The organism is Yoonia vestfoldensis DSM 16212, from assembly GCF_000382265.1.
Classification (GTDB): Bacteria; Pseudomonadota; Alphaproteobacteria; order Rhodobacterales; family Rhodobacteraceae; genus Yoonia; species Yoonia vestfoldensis.
The window spans coordinates 110,974-131,151 of sequence record NZ_KB907974.1; the positions used below are offsets into that span (position 1 = coordinate 110,974).

The window sequence follows — 20,178 nt, forward strand, 5'->3', positions numbered from 1 at the left end:
GCGCGCGCGATTTGTCCAATGGCAAGCAAGGCCCGCATGACGGACCTGCGCGCCGTGCATAAGGTCAGCCGATCATCGGCCCATAGCGCCCTTGGGTATGCGCGTAATGCCGCGCCAGCCGTTCAAGCGCGATGCGCAGCACGATCTTGCCTGACCGCGCGGACCAGCCCATGGACTTTTCGGTCTGTTCCAGCCCTTCGAGCAGGCAGCAGCAGCGCAGTACCACATCGCCCAGTCCGGGGCCGAGATCGGCAAGTGCTGCACGCACGCGGTCATGCGCCGCAAGGGCGGCCGGTGCCGCATCCTTTCGCGCAGAGGGCACTTGCCCCAGTGCCGCCTGATCCCAGCCCGCAAGGCCACCTGTGGCGAGCTGCGCAAGTTCGAAATCCTCGCGCAGCCGTTCACCGGTGGCGACCAGGTCGCGTGACAGAAAGAGCGCACCGTCGCGGTCACGCCGCCGGGCAAGCCCAACAAGCGGACTTTCGGTGACGTGATAGCGCATCTGACCGCGAGGATCGTCATCCAGCGTCATCATGTCCCAGCCCGCATCGGCATCTGCCGCACCGCGCTTGTCGGCAAAGCCACCGGCGCGGTTTTCGTCCTGCGCTGTCAAGCGGCGCAGCGCAGCACGGCCCGTGTTGGTGATGAAATAGCGCGCGATCCGCGCATCGGGATCAGTGCAGGCGATCCAGTCCTTCAGCGCCATCGCCTGTGCAATCTCGCGGTCGACGCTGGTCGTGCGCAGCTGGTCGCCGGTTTGGCTTTGCCGGACCACCACGGCGGTGGTCATGTCGCGCGCTGCGGCCAGCACGGCGCCCGGTTCACAAAGGCGGCGGAGGATGCGTCGGGCTTCCTGGTCGATGCGGTGCTGGGTCAGGGGCGATCCCTGGTCGTTCTCTGTCAGGCGGCTGTCCAATGTCATTGGTCCTGTTCCCTTTGGCTTGTCGGCAGTTTCGGCGCTGGCTTGCGCCGACAGTGATCTGAGGGCCCCGTCGATCAGCAGATCGTCGCGGCGGATTTCCAGCTTGCGGACCTGCCGCAAGACCGTCGACGGATGGCAATCCTGCGCGCGGGCCAAGGCCCGGATCGACATGCCGGCCTCTGTATGCACCAGATAATTGCGAACCGCGTCAGGGACCCATGTGGGGTAAGTGTCAGACCGTTGTGGTCCCGGTCGTACCGTCATTTTCCTTGTTCCTTTTCCTGTACCCATTTCCCGGCGCAGGCAAAGTCCGCTGTCGTGTCATCCGTCAGAGACTCAACCTAAAAATGTATGGTTACCTAATTGTTAACGAAGCTTTGTGTCCGTCAACTATTGTTACCAAAGGATAAAGATTTCTGAGGGCAGCGTTCTTAACTTTTGCCGAAACGGCAACACCCGCCGGGATTGTGCGATGGTCGGATCAGGACACCCAACCCGAAAGGCCTGCCCCATGCTTGATGTGATGACATTGATCCGCAATCTGCGCCGCCCCGCCCTGCTTGCACGGGCCGCGCGTTTCGGCGCCGACGATTACCGCCGCGAGACGGTTCTGCCCCGGCTGCTGAAAACGGAAAAGCTGCCGCGTCCGGCGGCGGCAATCATGGCCTTGCTGGAACTGGAGGCGGCAACAGATGCCCGCCGGATCGCGAAGGCGGGCGATTATTCGCCCGCGCGCCATGTCGAATTGCTGATCGCGATATCGGGCGAGGCGCGCATGCTTGCTGCGACTGCGCCGCGCGCTGTCTAGGCGAAAGCGTCCGGCATCGCAGCCTTTTTGGCCGCCACATAGGCCCGCAGCCGCGCCTCGATCTCGGGATCGAGGGCGGGTTGCTGGTAGCTGTCGATCAGTTTCTTGACGCGGACGCTGGCCAGCGCGACCGTATCGCGCGCGCCTTCTTCGTCCCATGTCTCGAAGGGTTTGTAATCGAACAGATCAGACCGCCAGAACGCCGCCTTGAAGTTGGATTGCGTATGTTCGCAGCCCAGAAAATGCCCGCCGGGGCCGACCTCGGCCAGCGCATCCATGGCCTGCCCGTTTTCGGACATATCCACGCCGCGCGCGAAATGGTGCAGCGTGCCCAATTGGTCAGCGTCCATCACGAACTTTTCAAAACTGGCGACCAGCCCGCCTTCGAGCCAGCCGCAGGCATGCAGCATGAAGTTCACACCCGACAACAGGCCCATGTTCAGGCTGTTGGCGGTCTCGTACGCCGCCTGCGCGTCGGGCAGTTTGCTGCCGCAGAACGACCCGGCCGAGCGGTACGGCAGGCCCATCCGCCGCGCGAGCTGCCCCGCGCCATAGGTGATCTGGCTGGCCTCGGGCGTGCCGAAGGTGGGCGCGCCGGAATTCATGTCGATAGAGGCAACAAAAGTGCCGAACACGACCGGAGAGCCCGCGCGCACCAGTTGGGAATAGGCGACACCCGCCATCACCTCGGCCAGCACCTGCGTCAGCGTGCCCGCGACGGAAACGGGCGCCATCGCGCCGCCAACGATGAACGGGCTGATGATGCTGGCCTGATTGTGTTTGGCAAACACCTCGAGCGCGCCCATCATCACGGAATCGAAGGTGAGCGGAGAGTTGATGTTGATCAGCGATGTCATCACCGTGTTGTCGCGCACAAAATCGGCACCGAACAGGATCTCGCACATCTCGATACTGTCCTGGGCGCGGCTGGGTTCGGTGACGGAGCCCATGAAAGGCTTGTCGCTCAGCACCATATGCGCGAGCAACATGTCGAGATGCCGCTTGTTCACCGGAATATCGGTGGGTTCGCAGACGGTGCCGCCGGAATGGTGCAGCCATTTGGACATATAACCCAGTTTCACGAATTTCTCGAAATCGGCCATGGTGGCGTAACGCCGCCCACCTTCGGCATCGCGCACGAAGGGCGGGCCGTAGACAGGAGCCAGCACCAGATTCTTGCCGCCGACCACGACATTGCGGTCGGGGTTGCGCGCGTGCTGGACATATTCGGACGGCGCCGTGGAACAAAGCTTGCGTGCCAGACCGCGCGGGATGCGGACACGTTCGCCCTCGATCTCGGCGCCCGCGGATTTCCACAGGGCCAGCGCAGCGGGATTGTCGACGAAATTCACCCCGATCTCGGCCAGCACGGTTTCGGCATTCGCCTCGATCACCTGCAGCGCCTCTTCGGTCAGGACCTCGTAATTGGGGATGTTGCGTTCGATGTATTTTGCGGTTTCGACGCTGACCGCCGTGCGTTCGGCCCGCCGTGCGGCCCCGCCGCCGCCGCGTGCGCGACGTGGTGAAATGACTGCTGCATCCGACATGGCGATTCCTCTTTGGGCAAAGTTCGCGCCTTTCTAGCGTTACCGCCGCGCAGGCCTTGCCGTGTTTACGCCCCTTCAGACGCGAAAACGACATCGGGCACGAACGGCAGCCTCTTGCGCAAGGGCGCGACTGGCTTTACCGACTGCGGCATGGAAAACAGCACATATGAACGCTTGCTGATCATTGATTTCGGCAGCCAGGTGACACAATTGATCGCGCGGCGTCTGCGCGAGCTGAACGTCTATTGCGAGATTCACCCGTTCAACAAGGTGACGGATGACTTTCTGGCCGATTTCGCGCCCAAGGCCGTGATTTTCTCGGGCGGGCCTGCGTCGGTGTTCGCTGACGGCGCGCCAATGCCGCCCAAATCGGTCTTCGATCTGGGCGTGCCGATTTTGGGCATCTGCTATGGCCAGCAGGTGATGATGCATGTGCTGGGCGGTAAGGTGGAACGCGGCCACGGCACCGCCGAATTCGGCCGCGCCTTTGTGACCCCTGTGGAAAAGCTCGATCTGCTGGAAGGCTGGTTTTTGACCGACCGCGAACAGGTCTGGATGAGCCATGGCGACCATGTGTCCGCCATCGCTCCCGGTTTTGCGGTCTACGGCACATCGCCAAACGCGCCTTTTGCGATCACGGCGGATGTGAACCGGCATTTCTATGCCGTGCAGTTCCACCCCGAGGTGCATCACACCCCGAACGGCGCGCGGCTTTATGAAAACTTTGTCCGCATCGCGGGCTTTTCCGGCGACTGGACGATGAGCGCTTACCGCGAACAGGCCATCGCCGCGATCCGCGAACAGGTGGGCGACAAGCAGGTGATCTGCGGGCTGTCGGGGGGCGTCGATTCATCCGTCGCCGCCGTGCTGATCCACGAGGCGATCGGCGACCAGCTGATCTGCGTTTTCGTCGATCACGGCTTGCTGCGGCAGGGCGAGGCCGAAGAGGTCGTGACCATGTTCCGCGACCATTACAACATGCCGCTGATCCATGCCGACGAAAAGGAATTGTTCCTTGGCAAGCTGGAAGGTGTGAGCGACCCCGAAACCAAGCGCAAGATCATCGGCGGGCTGTTCATCGACGTGTTCCAGAAATACGCGAACGGCATCGAAGGCGCGGAATTCCTCGCCCAAGGCACGCTGTACCCCGATGTCATCGAATCGGTGTCGTTTTCGGGCGGCCCGTCGGTCACGATCAAAAGCCACCACAATGTCGGCGGCCTGCCCGAGAAAATGGGCCTGAAACTGGTCGAACCCCTGCGCGAATTGTTCAAGGACGAAGTGCGCGCCTTGGGGGCCGAGCTTGGCCTGCCGCCGAGTTTCATCGGGCGTCACCCCTTCCCCGGTCCCGGTCTGGCCATCCGCTGCCCCGGCGAGATCACCCGCGAAAAGCTCGATATCCTGCGCAAGGCCGATGCGGTGTTCATCGACCAGATCCGCAAACACGGGCTTTATGATGATATCTGGCAGGCGTTCGTCGCGATCCTGCCGGTGCGCACCGTGGGTGTCATGGGCGACGGGCGCACCTATGATTTCGCCTGCGCCTTGCGCGCGGTGACATCCGTGGACGGGATGACGGCGGATTATTACCCGTTCAGCCATGATTTTCTGGGTGAAACCGCCACACGGATCATCAACGAGGTGACGGGGATCAACCGCGTGACCTATGACATCACGTCAAAACCTCCCGGCACGATCGAATGGGAATAAGACAGGACCGCTGACACAGGATGGACCAGACCGCCCCCATCACCATGACGCCGCGGCCATTCACCATCTCGCAAAAGATGGTGGTGCGCGCGGCCTTGCTGCATCTGGGGCGCTAGCGGTGGTATCTGATCGGCGCGGTTGCGGTCAGCCTGCTGCCCCTGATCCCGCGCATCGGTGTCTGGGACACTGCTCGCATCTGACGCTACTTCCTTCAAAACAGTACGATCAAACTGGCTCTGGCCGGGGCGCTGTTCGTTTTCGTGCGCTGGGTGTTCTTTCCCTTCATCGCCGGGCGCAAACCCCTCGGGCCTTTTACCGATCTTTACGGCTACCGCGTGGCGGACGCGCTGATCCTGCTGTACCTGACCAATGTTCTTTGTCTGCTGGTGCCGGTCACGGCCTTTGACGATGCGGGCCAAAAGGCCGACCTGATCGCCTGTCTCGACAAGGCCGGGTTGCGCAGTCTCTGATTCGCAAAACTTTGCAATTACCTGAAGTTGTCTGTATAACTGCCTGAATAACCAAAAAGACACCGCAAAGATCGGGCAAGATGATGACGACAGGCATGCGCAGGACATGGGCCGAACTGGTCCTTCCGTTTTTTCGACGCCCACGGCGATTGCAGGTCGCGGCGCTGTGCTACCGGCAAAGCAACGGCGAAAAAGAGGTGCTTTTGATCACCTCGCGCGGGACCGGTCGCTGGATCATCCCCAAAGGCTGGCCGATCGACGGCAAGGACGCGCCCGGTGCCGCCCTGCAAGAGGCGTGGGAAGAGGCAGGCGTCAGAACCGGCCGCGTGACGGGCGAGGCTGTCGGCATCTATTGTTATGAAAAGGAACTGTCCAGCGGTCTGCCCATCGCGGTGGAAACGCTGGTTTTTGCGGTCGAGGTCGGCACGCTTGAAAAGGACTACCCCGAAGTCCACGAACGCCGCCGCAAATGGGTCAGCCCGGCCATGGCCGCCAATATGGTGGCAGAGCCGGAACTGCGGCAGATCCTGCGGGATATGTAACACTTTTGTAGCACTTTTGTAACGGAACAGGTTGTCCCCCGGGGCACTGTTTCGTATGTCGCGACCCAACAACCGGGGGTCAGAGACCGTGAACAATTCCGACAACACCGCAAGCCATCTTGAAACCCTCGACCGGGACTTGCAGCGCTTTTCGCATCTGGAAACCGCAACCCAATATGTGGCCCGCCCGATGGTGGCCCCCGGCATCGCGCTGGCGTTCATCATGGTCACGGGGCTGATCGCGGCGGTGTCCTTTGGCGGGTTTCCGGTCAATTTCGTGGTCATCGCAGCGACGGTGTTCGGCGCCTATATGGCGCTGAACATCGGGGCCAATGATGTCGCCAACAATATGGGGCCGGCCGTCGGGGCCAATGCGCTGACATTGGGCGGGGCCATCGCCATCGCCGCCGTGTTCGAGACCTTGGGCGCGCTGCTGGCGGGCGGCGATGTGGTCTCGACGATTTCGAGCGGCATCATCGACCCTGCCACCGTGGCCGATACGCAGGTCTTTATCTGGGCGATGATGGCGGCGCTGATCTCGGCCGCCTTGTGGATCAACCTTGCCACATGGGTCGGCGCACCTGTCTCGACCACGCATTCGGTCGTCGGCGGCGTAATGGGCGCGGGGATCGCCGCAGCCGGATTGTCGGCGGTCAACTGGCCCACCATGAGCGCGATCGCCGCGTCATGGGTGATTTCCCCCGTTCTGGGCGGCGTAATCGCGGCAGGGTTTCTGGCGCTGATCAAGTCGCGGATCATCTACCGCGATGACAAGATCGCCGCCGCCCGCCGCTGGGTCCCGATCCTTGTGGGGATCATGGTCGGCGCTTTCGCCACCTATCTGGCGATGAAAGGTCTGAGCAAGGTCATCAAGATCAATCTTGGCACGGCAGTCAGCCTTGGGGTCGTGCTGGGCATCATGGCTTGGGGCATCGCGATCCCGCTGATCCGGCGGCAGTCCGAAGGGCTGGAGAACCGCAACAAATCGCTCAAGGTGCTGTTCGGCGCACCTTTGGTGATTTCGGCGGCCCTGCTCAGCTTTGCGCATGGGGCCAATGACGTGGCCAATGCCGTCGGCCCGCTGGCCGCTATCGTGCATGCCTCCGAGGCGGGCACAGTCACCGCGCAGGTCGCAATCCCGCTTTGGGTGATGATCGTGGGGGCGTTCGGCATTTCTTTTGGCCTGTTCCTGTTCGGCCCCAAACTGATCCGCATGGTGGGATCGCAGATCACCAAGCTCAACCCGATGCGCGCCTATTGCGTGGCGCTGTCGGCGGCGTTCACCGTCATCGTGGCAAGCTGGCTGGGCCTGCCGGTGTCATCAACCCATATCGCGGTGGGTGGCGTGTTCGGTGTCGGCTTTTTCCGCGAATGGGACGCCGAACGCCGGCTGCGCAACAGCAAACTGACACGCGAACCCGAACTGCGCATCGCGCCAGAGGAACGCAGGCGGCGCAAACTGGTGCGCCGGTCGCATTTCATGACGATCATCGCGGCCTGGGTTGTGACGGTTCCCGCCGCAGCCTTGCTATCGGCGCTGGTGTTCTTGTTCCTGAACAGCCTGCCGGTCTGAACCGGCCAGCGGGTTTGTGGGGGGTGGTGCACCCGACAAGATTCGAACTTGTGGCCTCTGCCTTCGGAGGGCAGCGCTCTATCCAGCTGAGCTACGGGTGCGTTGCGGTGTCTATAGCGGCGCGCGCAAAGGGTCGCAATGCAAAAACTTCAGCTGAACAATTCGTGGCAGAGTTCCAGCGCGTCGATCAGCACATCGACTTCCTCGACCGTGTTATAGACGCCGCATGACGCGCGGCAGGTGGCCCCGACGCCCATATGCTCCATCAACGGCATCGCGCAATGGGTGCCTGCGCGCACGGCGACACCCTTTTTGTCCAGCACCGTCGAAATGTCATGCGCATGCGCCGCGCCGTCCAATGTGAAGGAAAAGATCGCACCTTTGGTGTCGGACGTGCCTTGCACTTGCACCCAATTCAGCCCGGCCAAGCGGTCGCGCGCGTAATTGCGCAGGTGCCGTTCGTGTTCGGCGATATTGGCCATGCCGATATCCGTCATGTAATCAAGCGCGACACCCAGCCCGATCATCTGCACGATGCCGGGTGTGCCCGCCTCGAACATCATCGGGGGATCGTTCCATGTGACGGTATCGCGCCCAACCTCGCGGATCATGTCGCCGCCGCCCATGAAGGGGCGCATTTCGGCCATCCGTTCGCGGTGCACATATATGGCACCGGACCCGGACGGCCCATAAAGCTTGTGCCCCGTGATCGCATAGAAATCACATCCCAGCGCCTGCACATCGACAGGCATATGCACGGCGGCCTGTGATCCGTCGACGAGCACAGGCACGCCTTTGGCATGGGCGCCTGCGGTAATCTTGGCGATGTCCACGACGGTGCCCAGCACGTTGGACATATGGGTGATCGCGACCAGTTTCGTTTTCGGGCCGATCGCGTCGATCACCTTTTGCGGGTCCAGATCGCCGCGCGCATCGACATCGACCCAGCGGATCACGACGCCCTGCCGTTCGCGCAGGAAATGCCAGGGCACGATATTGGCGTGGTGTTCCATGATCGACAGGACGATTTCGTCGCCCGCTTCCATGCGGGGCATGGCCCAGCCATAGGCGACCATGTTGATCCCCTCGGTCGTCCCCGAATTCATGATGATCTCATCCTCGGAGGCGGCATTGAGAAAACGCGCGATGGTGCCGCGCACGGCCTCGTATTTGTCAGTCGCGAGGTTGGACAGGTAATGCAGCCCGCGATGCACATTGGCATATTCGTGGCTGTAGGCTTGTGTGACCGCGTCGATCACGACCTGCGGTTTCTGCGCGGATGCACCATTGTCGAGATAGACCAGCGGCTTGCCGTTGACCTGCCGTGACAGGATCGGGAAATCGGCGCGGATTTTGGCGATATCAAGGGTCATGCTTGACCTCCGGTTGGGGCGACGCCCAGGACAGTTAGAACGATGCCCGCGATCAGCGCGGTGCCGATGACGGCGAAGAGAAGCGTGCCAAAGGCTTTGCCGAGGCTTTGAAAGCGGTGCATCACGTTGACGAAGTTCAAGATGCAGCGGATCAGGATCGCCAGCGACACGAGCCCGAAGATCGAGGCGATCTGCGGGCTGATCACGACCAGCAGCACCTGCACGGCCTCCAGGGCGACACTGACGGACTGGAACAGGACGATCACGGTCAGGCTATCCTCGACGGTGCCCTGACCACCCATCATGCGGCCGACGTGATAGATCGTGTAGACCAGCAAAAACAGGAAAACTGTGATGATCACGGCATAGCTGAACGGCGTCAGTGTCATGCCTTCCTGGATCACCACTGGCATCGGGGATACCGCCTGCAACAGCGCCAGCATCAGCACGTTCAGCACCGCCACCAGCGCCAGCGCGGTCCACAGGTTGCCCAGGCCAAGCCGCCAGTCCAGCGCCTGCCGCGCGGCTGTCGCGGGGTCGGTGATCGCGGCCCAAAGGGCGCGACCGGCAGATTGCATCGTGATATTCATGGTCTGCTTTCTGCTTCGCGCATGGATTGCACCCAGATGATTGTGAACGCGATCAACCAGATGGCGCCGACCAGGTTGCTTTCCACCCCCGGTCCGATAAAACCGCGCGTCATGCCGTGCAGCAATATCGCGGGCGAGGTCGCAAGCATCGTCCAGAACAACGCGATCCTCGCACCATACATCGTGCCCTTGCCCCCCACCAGCCGCGCAAGCAGGTGGAGCGCGCCCGCCAGAAAATACAGGAACAACGGCCAGACCATCAGCCAAGCCAGAAATTCATAGGCCATCAGACGGTCGAGTTCGGGTGCCTCGACACCCGGTGGCAGATCGAACCCTGCCGCGGTGCGCGACAGGCGCGGCCATTGCGCAACAAAGATCAGGAAACAGGCGATCATCAGATAGGCGATCGCCCGATCCTCGCGCCGTCCCTGGTCCAGAATGCTGCGCATCACCGCACGCGGCGCGCGCCATGTCCGCACGATGTCGCTCGTGACTGGCATCAGGTCCGCCGTGCCAGCCAGCCTTCCAGCCGGCTTTGCAATTCATCCGCCAGCGCCTGATCTTCGATCTCGGCCAAGGCTTCGGCAAGGAAGGACAGCGTCAGCAGGTTGCGCGCCACCTCCATCGGCACCCCGCGCGAGCGCAGGTAGAACAATGCCGTCTCGTCGATCGCCCCGGTGGTGGAGCCATGCGAACAGGCCACGTCGTCGGCATAGATTTCCAGTTCCGGCTTGGCCAGAAACTGGCTGTCGTCGTCCAGCAGCAAGGACTGGCTGATCTGGTAGCCATCGGTCTTTTGCGCGCCTTGCTTGACAAGGATCTTGCCTTGGAACACGCCGACAGCGCCGTTGCGCAGCACTTTCTTGAACACCTGACGGCTTTCGCCGCGCAAGGCGTCATGGGTCACAAAGACGGTATCGTCGTGGTGGAAATCGGCACCATCGCCCACACAGGCCCCCGCGACATGCGCCACCGCATCATCGCCACGGATATCGATGACGCATTCATTACGCGTCAGCACCCCGTTGAAGGTCAGCGTGAAGGATTTGAACACGGATTCCGCCGCCAGTTGCGCGAAACAATGCGTTACCGCACGGCGTTCGTGGTCGTTGCCTTGGGCGCGGATGTGGTGGAACTGCCCGCGCTCGGCGATATCAACCTCCAGACAGGTGGACAGACGCGCCGCACCGGGGCCGGTTTCCAAGAGCGTCAGGCTGGCACCCGCCTCGACACGGACAAGGTTGTGCAGCGTCGCATCAGATGTCGTGGACTGGTGCAGATAGACCAGATGCACGGGTTTGCTAACCTGCGCTGTCGCGCGGATCACGATTCCGTCGCTGGCAAACGCCGTGTTCAGCGCAGCCAGAGGGCGCTCCACCGGATGTTGCCCACGGTGTTCCAGCGTGCCGTAAAGGTCCTTGGCCCAATGGATATCACGCTGCGTGACATCGGCCAGACGATGGATTTCAAGCCCCTCACCCGCCAGATCGCTGGAGGCAGCGGCGTCGAACACGCCATCCACGAATACCAGCGCGATCCGGTCCACGCCTGCAAAAAGCGGGCCTTCACCGTTGTCGAACAAGGCCGCAGGCGGTGCATCCGCCACAATCAGGGACGCGGGATCGGTATAGCGCCAGTATTCGTCGCGCCGCGTCGGCAGGCCCATGGCAGACAGCCGCGCCAGCGCATCGCTGCGGGCCGCTGTGGCCCATGTCGCGCCCTCCGGCAAGGTGATCCCCGCCAGCCGCGCAAGCGTTGCATCCTCTTTGAGTTTTGCCAATGCCATCAGGCCACCCCTGCCAGAATATCGGCATAACCGTTGTTTTCCACCTCGAGCGCCAGTTCGGGCCCTCCCGACTGGATGATCCGACCATCAGCCATGATGTGCACGATATCGGGTTTGATATGGTCGAGCAGGCGCTGGTAATGCGTGATGACAAGAAACGACCGCCCCTCGGACCGCAGCGCGTTCACGCCATCCGCGACCAGTTTCATCGCATCGACATCCAGACCGGAATCGGTTTCGTCCAGAATGCACATCTTGGGTTCGAGCATCGCCATCTGCAGGATTTCGTTGCGCTTTTTCTCGCCGCCGGAAAAGCCGACATTGACCGGACGCTTCAGCATCTCGGCGTCGATCTGCAAATCCTTGGCCTTGGCGCGCACGACTTTCAGGAAATCACCCGCGCTCAGTTCCTCTTCGCCGCGCGCTTTGCGCTGTGCGTTCACGGCGGTGCGCAGAAAGGTCATGTTGCCGACACCTGGGATTTCGACAGGATACTGGAACGCCAGAAACAGGCCGGCTGCGGCGCGCTCTTCGGGTTCCATTTCGAGCAGGTCCGCCCCTTCGAGCATGGCCGACCCGCCCGTGACGGTATAGCCGTCCTTGCCGGACAGTACATAGGACAGGGTCGATTTGCCCGACCCGTTCGGCCCCATGATCGCATGCACAGTCCCCGGAGCGATGGACAAGTCAACGCCCTTGAGGATCTGCTTGTCCTCTTCTTCAAGTTTTACTTGCAGGCCTTTGATTTCCAACATCTTATTCTCCTTTAATGACGGCAGAACGGGCGCTTGGCCCGTCGGATATGGGGGAAGAAACGCAAAAAGCACCCCTGAGAAGGGTGCGGGGTCCTTGCGTAGAAACGGAGGTCAGAGCGCGAAAAGCGTTCCGTTGATGGTGACCGATTGCGGCAATGTCGTCGCCTTGACCTGTTCGACATAGGCGGGCGAATAGATCCGCGCCATCTGGTCGGGCCAGCGCCAGACGAAATTGTGCCCTGCGATCAGCATGACGTAAAGACCGGCGACCTGTGCCATCCGCGCCATAAACCCGCGATGCCCCATCAACACCGACAGCACCAGCACCATCCAGAATCCCGCGACAAGATCCAGCGTCAAGGTCGTGGCATTGATCTCGACCAGTCCGAAATAGGTCACGCGCACCCACTGCCCCAACGCCAGCGCGATGGCGCCGATGATCATCGACACCAACACGGCGGACAGAATCGACGGCTCCTCTTGCTTGGAGATCTTGCGGATCTTGTCGCGTGACACGTGCTTGGGGATATGCATCCGCAATTCGGGATCGAAATAGGAATTGTTCCGCGGATTCCTGATCCGCTTGATCCGCGCATTGAAATCGTTGACGTCGTATTTCGCCGTGCCCATCGGAAATGGCCCTATCCACCGAACTTTCGACCATCAATGCAGGCCAACTGCGGCAAAACAGGGGCAACGCAATGACGCTTACGCGACAATTGCGGGCAGGCAGGTTGCCCCGCCCGCATGCCGCGGCGCTGTCGCTGTGTTGTCCGGCACAGAATGTCACCCGACCGACCCTTCCAGCGAGATCGCGACCAGGGCCTGCGCTTCCATCGCGAATTCCATCGGCAGCGCCTGCAACACTTCCTTGCAGAACCCGTTGACGACGAGGGCCACGGCCTCTTCTTCGTCCATGCCACGGCTCCGGCAATAGAACAGCTGGTCGTCATCCACCTTGGATGTCGTTGCCTCGTGTTCGACACGGGACGAATTGTTCTTCACCTCGATGTAAGGCACCGTATGCGCCCCGCATTTGTCGCCGATCAGCAGGCTGTCGCATTGCGTATAGTTGCGGCTGTTCTTGGCCTTGGGATGCATGGACACCAGCCCGCGATAGGTGTTCTGCGCACGCCCCGCGCTGATCCCCTTGGATACGATCCGCGACTTGGTATTCTTGCCCAGATGGACCATCTTGGTGCCGGTATCGGCCTGCTGCATGTTGTTGGCGATGGCGATGGAATAGAACTCGCCCTGACTGTCGTCGCCGCGCAGAATGCAAGACGGGTATTTCCACGTCACAGCAGAGCCGGTTTCGACCTGCGTCCACATCACCTTGGCACGGTCACCACGGCAATCGGCGCGCTTGGTGACAAAGTTATAGATCCCGCCCTTGCCGTTCTCGTCACCGGGATACCAGTTCTGCACGGTGGAATATTTCACCTCTGCATCTTCCTCGACGATGATCTCGACGACAGCGGCGTGCAGCTGTGCCACATCGCGTTTGGGTGCTGTGCAGCCTTCAAGATAGGACACATAGGACCCTTTGTCGGCGATGATCAGCGTCCGTTCGAACTGGCCGGTGTTTTCGGCATTGATGCGGAAATAGGTCGACAATTCCATCGGGCAGCGCACGCCCGGCGGGATATAGACGAACGACCCGTCCGAAAACACGGCCGAATTCAGCGTGGCATAATAATTGTCCGACTGCGGCACGACCGAGCCGAGGTATTTCTTGACCAGTTCCGGATGATCGCGGATCGCCTCGGAAATCGAGCAAAAGATCACGCCAGCCTTTTTCAGCTCTGCCTGAAAGGTCGTGCCGACAGACACAGAGTCGAACACAGCATCCACCGCGACCTTGCGGCCTTCGGCGGGCATATTCTCGGCCCCCTCGACACCGGCAAGGATCGCCTGTTCCTTGAGCGGGATACCCAGCTTGGCGTAAGTCGCCAGCAGCTTGGGATCGACATCGTCCAGCGACTTGGGCTTGACCGCCATGCTTTTGGGGCGGGCATAGTAATAGATGTCCTGAAAATCGATCTTGGGATAGCTGACCATCGCCCATGTGGGTTCCGTCATCTTTTCCCAGCGCGTGAACGCCTGAAGGCGCCATTCGGTCATCCATGCGGGTTCTTCGTTCTTGGCGGAAATCAGACGCACGATATCGGGGTTCACGCCTTTGGGGGCGTAATCCATCTCGATCTCGGTTTCCCAGCCGTATTTGTAGTTTCCCGACAGGGCTGTGACCGCATCGACCGTTTCCTGATCGACGCCTTCTTTCACTTCGATCTTGTCCAGAGCTGTCATGTTCTTCCCCTCATGCCGCGCGCAGACGCGCCCGTTTTTCTGTCCAGGCCTGCACGAAACGCAAAACCTGGTCTTCTGTTGTCTCAAGGCCCAGTGACACCCGCAGCGCAGAGGCGGCGGCATCGTCATCCAGACCCAGCGCGCGTAACACGCGGCTTTGTTTCACCTTGCCCGATGAACAGGCCGATCCCGCCGAAACGGCGAACCCTGCCAAATCCATCGCCATGACCTGCGTTTCGCCTTTCCAGCCCGATGTCACGAAACAGCTGGTGTTGGGAAGACGTGGCAAGTCTTTCCCGACAAAAATAGTGTTCTTATCCGCAGCCTCAATGCCCATTTCTAGAATATTTCTAAACTGGGCGATTTGTTCCCAACGTCCCGCCGCCAGATCGGCCTGCGCGGCGGCGGCAGCCGCACCCATGCCTGCGATGCCGATCACGTTCTCGGTCCCCGACCGGCGGCCCATCTCTTGCCCGCCGCCTCTGATCTGGGCGGTCAGGTCATGGCCACGCGGGATGATCAAGGCGCCAACGCCCTTGGGGCCACCGAATTTATGCGCCGACAGGAACACCATCTCCACACCCGACCAGGCATAGGAAAAAGGCACGCGACCAAACCCTTGGGTGATGTCGGACACGGCCAGCCCTGCGGGCAAATCCTGCACGATCCCCGTCTCCGAATTGGCCAGCTGGACCGTGCTGCGCGCCGGATCATCCAGCTGCACGCGGCCCGCCACCACCGGCAGCACCGGATCAATCCAGGCATGGACCGCGTCATGTTCGATCATGCCCGCCTGCAAGCCGCGCCCCGCCAGCGCCAAGGCGGCAGCCTCTGTCGCCCCGGAGGTAAAGACGATATCCGCCTCACCTGCCCCCACGGCCCCGGCGATCTGGGCGCGCGCACGCTCCACCACGGCCTTGGCGGCGCGGCCTTCGGCATGCACGCTCGACGGATTGCCCACGGCATCCATCGCGGCCAGCATCGCGGCGCGCGCCTCGGCCCGCAGGGGCGTCGTGGCGTTATGATCCAGATAAACTCTCATACCATCGTTCGAGCCCAGTTATCCCGGGGGAGAGCCGGATCATATCCGGGGCGGGGGCTGGCCTCCCTGCAGCGCTCAATCCTCATCGACGATCTCGAACAAGGCAGGCACAGCAGGGCAAGGGGCAAGCGAATTGCTCACCACATCCGACAGGCGCGCCTGATGCAGGAACACATAGACATGCGCGCTCAACCCTTCCCAAAGCCGATTGGTCAGCGATTGCGCGCGGCTGCCCGACGCCCCGCCCGAGGCACCGGCGCCCTTGTGCATGGCCGACACGGTCTCATCCACCGCACCGAGGATTTCCGCCACGCGGATTTCGGAGGCAGGCCGCGCGAGCCTGTACCCGCCCCCAGGCCCCCGCACGGAATCGACCAGACCCGCCCGGCGCAGCTTGACGAACAACTGCTCCAGATAGGGCAAGGAGATATCCTGCCGCCGCGAAATCTCGGTCAGGTTGACCAGCGCATCGGCGGGCTGCAAGGCAAGATCAGCCAGCGCCACCATCGCATAACGGCCTTTCGTGCTTAACTTCATGCCTGCGCGCCCCGTCCGATCCAGCAAATACATTGACGGCGCACGGCTGCGTCATTACTTCACCGTGAGCCAGACTTGGGGAATTCCCATAGTTTAGAATCCTTCTAAGGTGCCCGATAGTTTTCGTCAAGATTACTGTCGTCACCCAACCAGCGACGGAACACCGCCATGCCCGAAGTCATTTTCCCCGGACCCGAAGGGCGCCTCGAAGGGCGCTATCATCCGCAAAAGGACCGTGACGCGCCGATCGCCATCGTCCTGCATCCGCATCCGCAATTCGGCGGGACGATGAACAACCGCGTGGTCTATAACCTGCATTACGCCTTCTACAACCTCGGGTTCACCGTCCTGCGGTTCAATTTCCGCGGTGTCGGGCGCAGCCAGGGCGAATACGACCAAGGCGTGGGCGAGCTTTCCGATGCGGCCTCGGCGCTGGATTACCTGCAATCGATGAACAGCAACGCCAAGCATTGCTGGGTCGCCGGTTTCTCATTTGGCGCGTGGATCGGGATGCAATTGCTGATGCGGCGGCCGGAAATCACCGGCTTCATCTCGGTCAGCCCGCCCGCCAATATGTATGATTTCAGCTTTCTGGCGCCCTGCCCGGCCTCTGGCCTTGTGATCAACGGCAGCAGCGACCGCGTGGCACCGCCGCAGGATACGGTCAATCTGGTCAACAAGCTGCACGAACAAAAGGGCATCACCATCACCCATGACGAAGTCCCCGGTGCAGGCCATTTCTTCGAAGATCCGCATATGGAGCCGATGATCGACACGGTGAAAACCTATGTCCGGCGCCGCCTGACCGAAAACACGAGGTAGGATATGGCCGACGCCTATGTCGACAAGGTCGCCAACGAACTGGCCGATCTGGCACTCGCCGATCAGGCCCGCACAGGCGATATCGCGATCGTGGACCAGATCGGAGAGCTTCTGGGGGCCTCCTCGCAGATCTTGCAGGAAACCTATCTGACCGCCGTGCGTGTCCGCCGCGCCGAGGCGCGGGCGCGCACCCTGCTCGCAGACCGCGCAGCGCGCGGAATGGCCAGACCCGCCGCCCCGTCAGAGGATGAGATCACCGCCGCCGATCCCGTGATGGAGGAACCCGTCGCAGAACCGGCACCGCCGGCAGACACGGCACCCAGCAACGCGCCCCGCCGCGTGAAACGCTGAAATGTCCGACCGGATTGCAGCACAGCTCGCCTTTCTGACAGAGGCCTGCAAGCTGAAATCAATCCTGCGCGCGACGACGCTTTGCGACGGATCACGCTGTGAAAACAGTGGCGAACACAGCTGGCACATCGCGCTTTACGCGCTGGTGCTGGGCGAACAGGCGCAAGAGGGCGTCAACATCGACCGCGTGATCCGGATGCTGCTGATCCATGATCTGGTCGAGATAGACGCAGGCGATGCTCCCATCCACGGCGCGCAGGATGCCGCAGCCCAAGCCGCCATTGAACAGGCCGCCGCCACCCGCATTTTTGGCCTGCTGCCGCCCGATCAGGCGCAGAGCTTCCGCGCGCTCTGGGACGAATTCGAAGCGGCAGAAACCCCCGACGCGATCTTTGCCAAATCCATCGACCGCGTACAGCCGGTCATCGCCAATCTCGAAACCGGCGGCGGCACCTGGCCCGCCTACGGCGTCACCGCTGCCCAGCTTGAAACCCGCGTCGGCGCCAAGGTCGCGCGGGGCGCGCCCGCTCTCTGGTCCGCACTCAGGCATCGGATCGATGCCTGGTTCGCGGCACGGGCCTCATCTTCCGAGTAGAAATATCCCGGGGTCCGGGGCTGGCCCCGGCGCGATCCTGCAACAAATCGCCATTGCCTCTATACAAACAGGGCCAGCAGGCGTAGGGCGCGGGGTTTAGAGAAGCCCGAGAAAGCACCCGATTGATGACGACGATGATCCCGACCCTTGCTGCCGCACTGTCCGCCCAAGGCTATACCGACCTCACACCCGTGCAGGTGGCCGTGACGGATGCGGCACTTGCCGATCAGGATCTGCTGGTCTCGGCGCAGACCGGATCGGGCAAGACGGTGGGCTTTGGCCTCGCCATCGGCCCGACGATCCTGCCCGAGGACGGGATGTTCGGCCCCGCCGGTCGGCCCCTCGCGCTCGTCATCGCGCCGACGCGCGAACTCGCGTTGCAGGTCAAACGCGAATTGCAGTGGCTTTATGCAGGCACCGGCGCGACGCTGGCCTCCTGCGTCGGCGGCATGGACTTCCGCGACGAACGGCGCAGCCTGGAACGCGGCGCGCAGATCGTGGTCGCAACGCCGGGCCGCCTGCGCGACCATATCATGCGCAGCACGATCGATTTGTCCGACATCAAGGCCGTGATCCTCGACGAGGCCGACGAGATGCTCGACCTCGGTTTCCGCGAAGACCTCGAATTCATCCTCGATCAGGCGCCACCCTCGCGCCGCACGTTGATGTTCTCGGCCACCGTGCCTGCGGCCATCGCCAAACTCGCGCAATCCTATCAAAAAGACGCGGTGCGCGTGGCTTCGACCTCCAAGGAAAGCCAGCACAGCGATATCGAATACCGCGCGCTGACGGTCGCCAACCACGATATCGACGCGGCCATCATCAACGTGCTGCGGTTCTACGATGCGCCCAATGCGATCGTTTTCGCCAATACCCGCGCCATGGTCACCCGCCTGACCACACGTCTGGCCAATCGCGGCTTTGCTACCGTCGCCTTGTCGGGTGAACTCAGCCAGACCGAACGCACGCACGCCCTGCAAGCCATGCGCGACGGGCGTGCGCGGGTTTGTGTCGCCACGGACGTTGCCGCGCGCGGCATCGACCTGCCGAACCTTGAACTGGTGATCCACGCCGAATTGCCGACCAATGCCGAAACCCTGCTGCACCGCTCGGGCCGCACGGGTCGTGCGGGCCGCAAGGGCATTTCGGCGATGATCGTGCCTGCGAAAATGAAACGGCGCGCACAGAACCTGCTGACATGGGGCAAGCTGCAGGCGACATGGGCGCTGCCGCCCACCGCCGATGAAGTCACCGCAAAAGACGAAGAACGGCTGCTGAATGATCAGGTCTGGTCGGAAAGCTTTACCGACAGCGAACAGGACTTTGCAACCCGCCTGCTGGCCCAGCACGCGCCGGAAAAGATCGCCGCAGCCTATCTGCGCCTTTACGCAGGCAAGCAGTCCGCACCAGAGGAACTGTCCGATTACAAGGACGGCCCCGCAGCGCCTGACCGCGAAAAAGACCGGCCCATGCGCGACCATAAATCCTTTGGCCCGTCGCGCTGGTTCCGCGTCGATGTGGGCCGCGAAGGCAAGGCCGAAGCGCGCTGGCTTTTGCCGATGATCTGCAAGGCCGGTGGCATCACAAAGACCGAAATCGGCGCGATCCGTATCCAGCCGAATGAAACTTTCGTCGAAATCTCAGAACCCGCCGTCGCCGGTTTCCTTGCCGCCATCGGCCCCGATATGGTGCTGGAAAATCAGGCGAAACTGTCGGCGTTGGACAGCGCGCCGCAGATCGGCGAACGCGGCCCGCGCGCGACCAAACGCGATTACGACAGCCCCAAACCGAAACGCCACGCGCCCCGCGATCAGGATGCGCCGCCGCCGTCCGCGCAGGCCGATGTCGCCCCGATCCAGCCGATCCCCGGTGCGGCGGACGACGATCAGGCCCGCAAACCGCGCCACAAGCCCGGCCAGAAACCCGAACGCCGCGATCACGGCGATGCGCTGGTGCCTTACGGGGCAAAACCCGCCTACAAAGGCAAGTCCGATAAACCGCCCTACAAGGGCAAATCCGACGACAAGCCCGCGTGGAAAGGCAAATCCGACAGCAAGCCCCCTTACAAAGGCAAGTCGGACGACAAACCCGCCTATAAGGGAAAGGCGGACGGCAAACCCGCTTACAAGGGGAAATCGGACGACAAACCTGCTTGGAAAGGCAAATCCGACTCCAAGCCTGACGGCAAACCCGCGTGGAAAGGCAAGTCGGACGACAAAAAGCCAGGCGGTTTCGCCCGGCCCGGCAAGCCGTCCTTTGCCAAGCCCGGTGACAAACCCCGCCCATCCGCGACAGACACGTCCAAGCGGTTCACGCCCCCCGGTGGCGCCGCCAAGCCGCGCAAACCTGCAGGCAAAGGCGGCGCAGGCGCGCCCAAACGCGGCAAGCCCTGACGTTACAAAATTGTCACGTCTTGGTGACGCTGGGTCAGGCGGGCTGGTGCAA

20 protein-coding genes and 1 tRNA gene are annotated in these 20,178 nt (G+C 62.0%); 9 read left to right on the top strand and 12 right to left on the bottom strand.

Annotated features, from left to right (window positions below):
- Positions 1–64: 64 nt before the first annotated feature.
- Positions 65–1,186, bottom strand: coding sequence for a DUF6456 domain-containing protein (locus H147_RS0102315; protein WP_026352178.1), 1,122 nt, complete (start codon positions 1,184–1,186; stop codon positions 65–67).
- Positions 1,187–1,433: 247 nt separating this feature from the next.
- On the opposite strand from H147_RS0102315, the gene H147_RS0102320 reads away from it, so the two are divergent.
- The gene (locus H147_RS0102320) at positions 1,434–1,730 is read left to right on the top strand and encodes a DUF6477 family protein (protein WP_019953725.1); all 297 of its coding nucleotides are present in this window, start codon (positions 1,434–1,436) and stop codon (positions 1,728–1,730) included.
- Here H147_RS0102320 and H147_RS0102325 read toward each other — a convergent pair.
- Complete coding sequence (locus tag H147_RS0102325) at positions 1,727–3,277, bottom strand: trimethylamine methyltransferase family protein (RefSeq protein WP_019953726.1); 1,551 nt, start codon at positions 3,275–3,277, stop codon at positions 1,727–1,729. The two genes, H147_RS0102320 and H147_RS0102325, sit on opposite strands and share 4 nt — an antisense overlap.
- Positions 3,278–3,427: 150 nt before the next feature.
- Here H147_RS0102325 and guaA point away from each other — a divergent pair, with 150 nt between their 5' ends.
- The 4 genes from guaA (at position 3,428) to H147_RS0102350 (ending at position 7,572) form a co-directional block, all read left to right on the top strand.
- Positions 3,428–4,987: a glutamine-hydrolyzing GMP synthase gene (gene guaA / locus H147_RS0102330; protein ID WP_019953727.1), complete on the top strand. Its 1,560-nt coding sequence runs from the start codon at positions 3,428–3,430 to the stop codon at positions 4,985–4,987.
- A 260-nt stretch (positions 4,988–5,247) separates the two neighbouring features.
- Positions 5,248–5,457: a hypothetical protein gene (locus H147_RS0102340; protein ID WP_019953729.1), complete on the top strand. Its 210-nt coding sequence runs from the start codon at positions 5,248–5,250 to the stop codon at positions 5,455–5,457.
- 83 nt (positions 5,458–5,540) lie between these two features.
- The gene (locus H147_RS0102345; protein WP_026352179.1) at positions 5,541–5,999 is read left to right on the top strand and encodes an NUDIX hydrolase; all 459 of its coding nucleotides are present in this window, start codon (positions 5,541–5,543) and stop codon (positions 5,997–5,999) included.
- Positions 6,000–6,054: 55 nt separating this feature from the next.
- Complete coding sequence (locus H147_RS0102350) at positions 6,055–7,572, top strand: inorganic phosphate transporter (RefSeq protein ID WP_019953731.1); 1,518 nt, start codon at positions 6,055–6,057, stop codon at positions 7,570–7,572.
- Between the two features lie 24 nt (positions 7,573–7,596).
- Here H147_RS0102350 and H147_RS0102355 read toward each other — a convergent pair.
- From H147_RS0102355 to iscR, 10 genes are all read right to left on the bottom strand, one after another.
- Positions 7,597–7,673: transfer RNA gene (locus H147_RS0102355), tRNA-Arg, on the bottom strand.
- 48 nt (positions 7,674–7,721) lie between these two features.
- Positions 7,722–8,945, bottom strand: a complete 1,224-nt coding sequence (locus H147_RS0102360) for a cysteine desulfurase (RefSeq protein ID WP_019953732.1) — start codon at positions 8,943–8,945, stop codon at positions 7,722–7,724.
- Positions 8,942–9,535 carry a YIP1 family protein gene (locus H147_RS0102365; protein ID WP_019953733.1) on the bottom strand — a complete coding sequence of 198 codons (594 nt, stop codon included), beginning with the start codon at positions 9,533–9,535 and terminating at the stop codon, positions 8,942–8,944. Before H147_RS0102365 ends, H147_RS0102360 begins: the two co-directional genes overlap by 4 nt.
- Entirely contained in the window at positions 9,532–10,035 is a 504-nt protein-coding gene (locus H147_RS0102370; protein ID WP_019953734.1) for a YIP1 family protein, read from the bottom strand. Before H147_RS0102370 ends, H147_RS0102365 begins: the two co-directional genes overlap by 4 nt.
- Complete coding sequence (locus H147_RS0102375; protein ID WP_019953735.1) at positions 10,035–11,321, bottom strand: SufB/SufD family protein; 1,287 nt, start codon at positions 11,319–11,321, stop codon at positions 10,035–10,037. The genes H147_RS0102370 and H147_RS0102375 overlap by 1 nt, the downstream gene beginning before the upstream one ends.
- Positions 11,321–12,076, bottom strand: a complete 756-nt coding sequence (sufC, locus tag H147_RS0102380; RefSeq protein WP_019953736.1) for a Fe-S cluster assembly ATPase SufC — start codon at positions 12,074–12,076, stop codon at positions 11,321–11,323. Before sufC ends, H147_RS0102375 begins: the two co-directional genes overlap by 1 nt.
- A gap of 111 nt (positions 12,077–12,187) precedes the next feature.
- Positions 12,188–12,706 (bottom strand): hypothetical protein, encoded by a 519-nt coding sequence (locus H147_RS0102385; RefSeq protein ID WP_019953737.1) that lies wholly within the window; start codon positions 12,704–12,706, stop codon positions 12,188–12,190.
- Between the two features lie 156 nt (positions 12,707–12,862).
- Positions 12,863–14,386, bottom strand: a complete 1,524-nt coding sequence (sufB, locus tag H147_RS0102390; protein ID WP_019953738.1) for a Fe-S cluster assembly protein SufB — start codon at positions 14,384–14,386, stop codon at positions 12,863–12,865.
- 10 nt (positions 14,387–14,396) lie between these two features.
- The gene (locus H147_RS0102395; RefSeq protein ID WP_019953739.1) at positions 14,397–15,428 is read right to left on the bottom strand and encodes a cysteine desulfurase family protein; all 1,032 of its coding nucleotides are present in this window, start codon (positions 15,426–15,428) and stop codon (positions 14,397–14,399) included.
- 75 nt (positions 15,429–15,503) lie between these two features.
- Positions 15,504–15,965, bottom strand: a complete 462-nt coding sequence (gene iscR / locus H147_RS0102400; protein WP_026352181.1) for a Fe-S cluster assembly transcriptional regulator IscR — start codon at positions 15,963–15,965, stop codon at positions 15,504–15,506.
- 168 nt (positions 15,966–16,133) lie between these two features.
- On the opposite strand from iscR, the gene H147_RS0102405 reads away from it, so the two are divergent.
- From H147_RS0102405 to H147_RS0102420, 4 genes are all read left to right on the top strand, one after another.
- The gene (locus H147_RS0102405) at positions 16,134–16,787 is read left to right on the top strand and encodes an alpha/beta hydrolase (RefSeq protein WP_019953741.1); all 654 of its coding nucleotides are present in this window, start codon (positions 16,134–16,136) and stop codon (positions 16,785–16,787) included.
- 3 nt (positions 16,788–16,790) lie between these two features.
- Positions 16,791–17,138 carry a hypothetical protein gene (locus tag H147_RS21525; protein WP_019953742.1) on the top strand — a complete coding sequence of 116 codons (348 nt, stop codon included), beginning with the start codon at positions 16,791–16,793 and terminating at the stop codon, positions 17,136–17,138.
- 1 nt (position 17,139) lies between these two features.
- Entirely contained in the window at positions 17,140–17,733 is a 594-nt protein-coding gene (locus H147_RS0102415; RefSeq protein WP_019953743.1) for an HD domain-containing protein, read from the top strand.
- A 134-nt stretch (positions 17,734–17,867) separates the two neighbouring features.
- Entirely contained in the window at positions 17,868–20,126 is a 2,259-nt protein-coding gene (locus tag H147_RS0102420) for a DEAD/DEAH box helicase (protein ID WP_026352182.1), read from the top strand.
- Positions 20,127–20,178 lie beyond the last annotated feature (52 nt).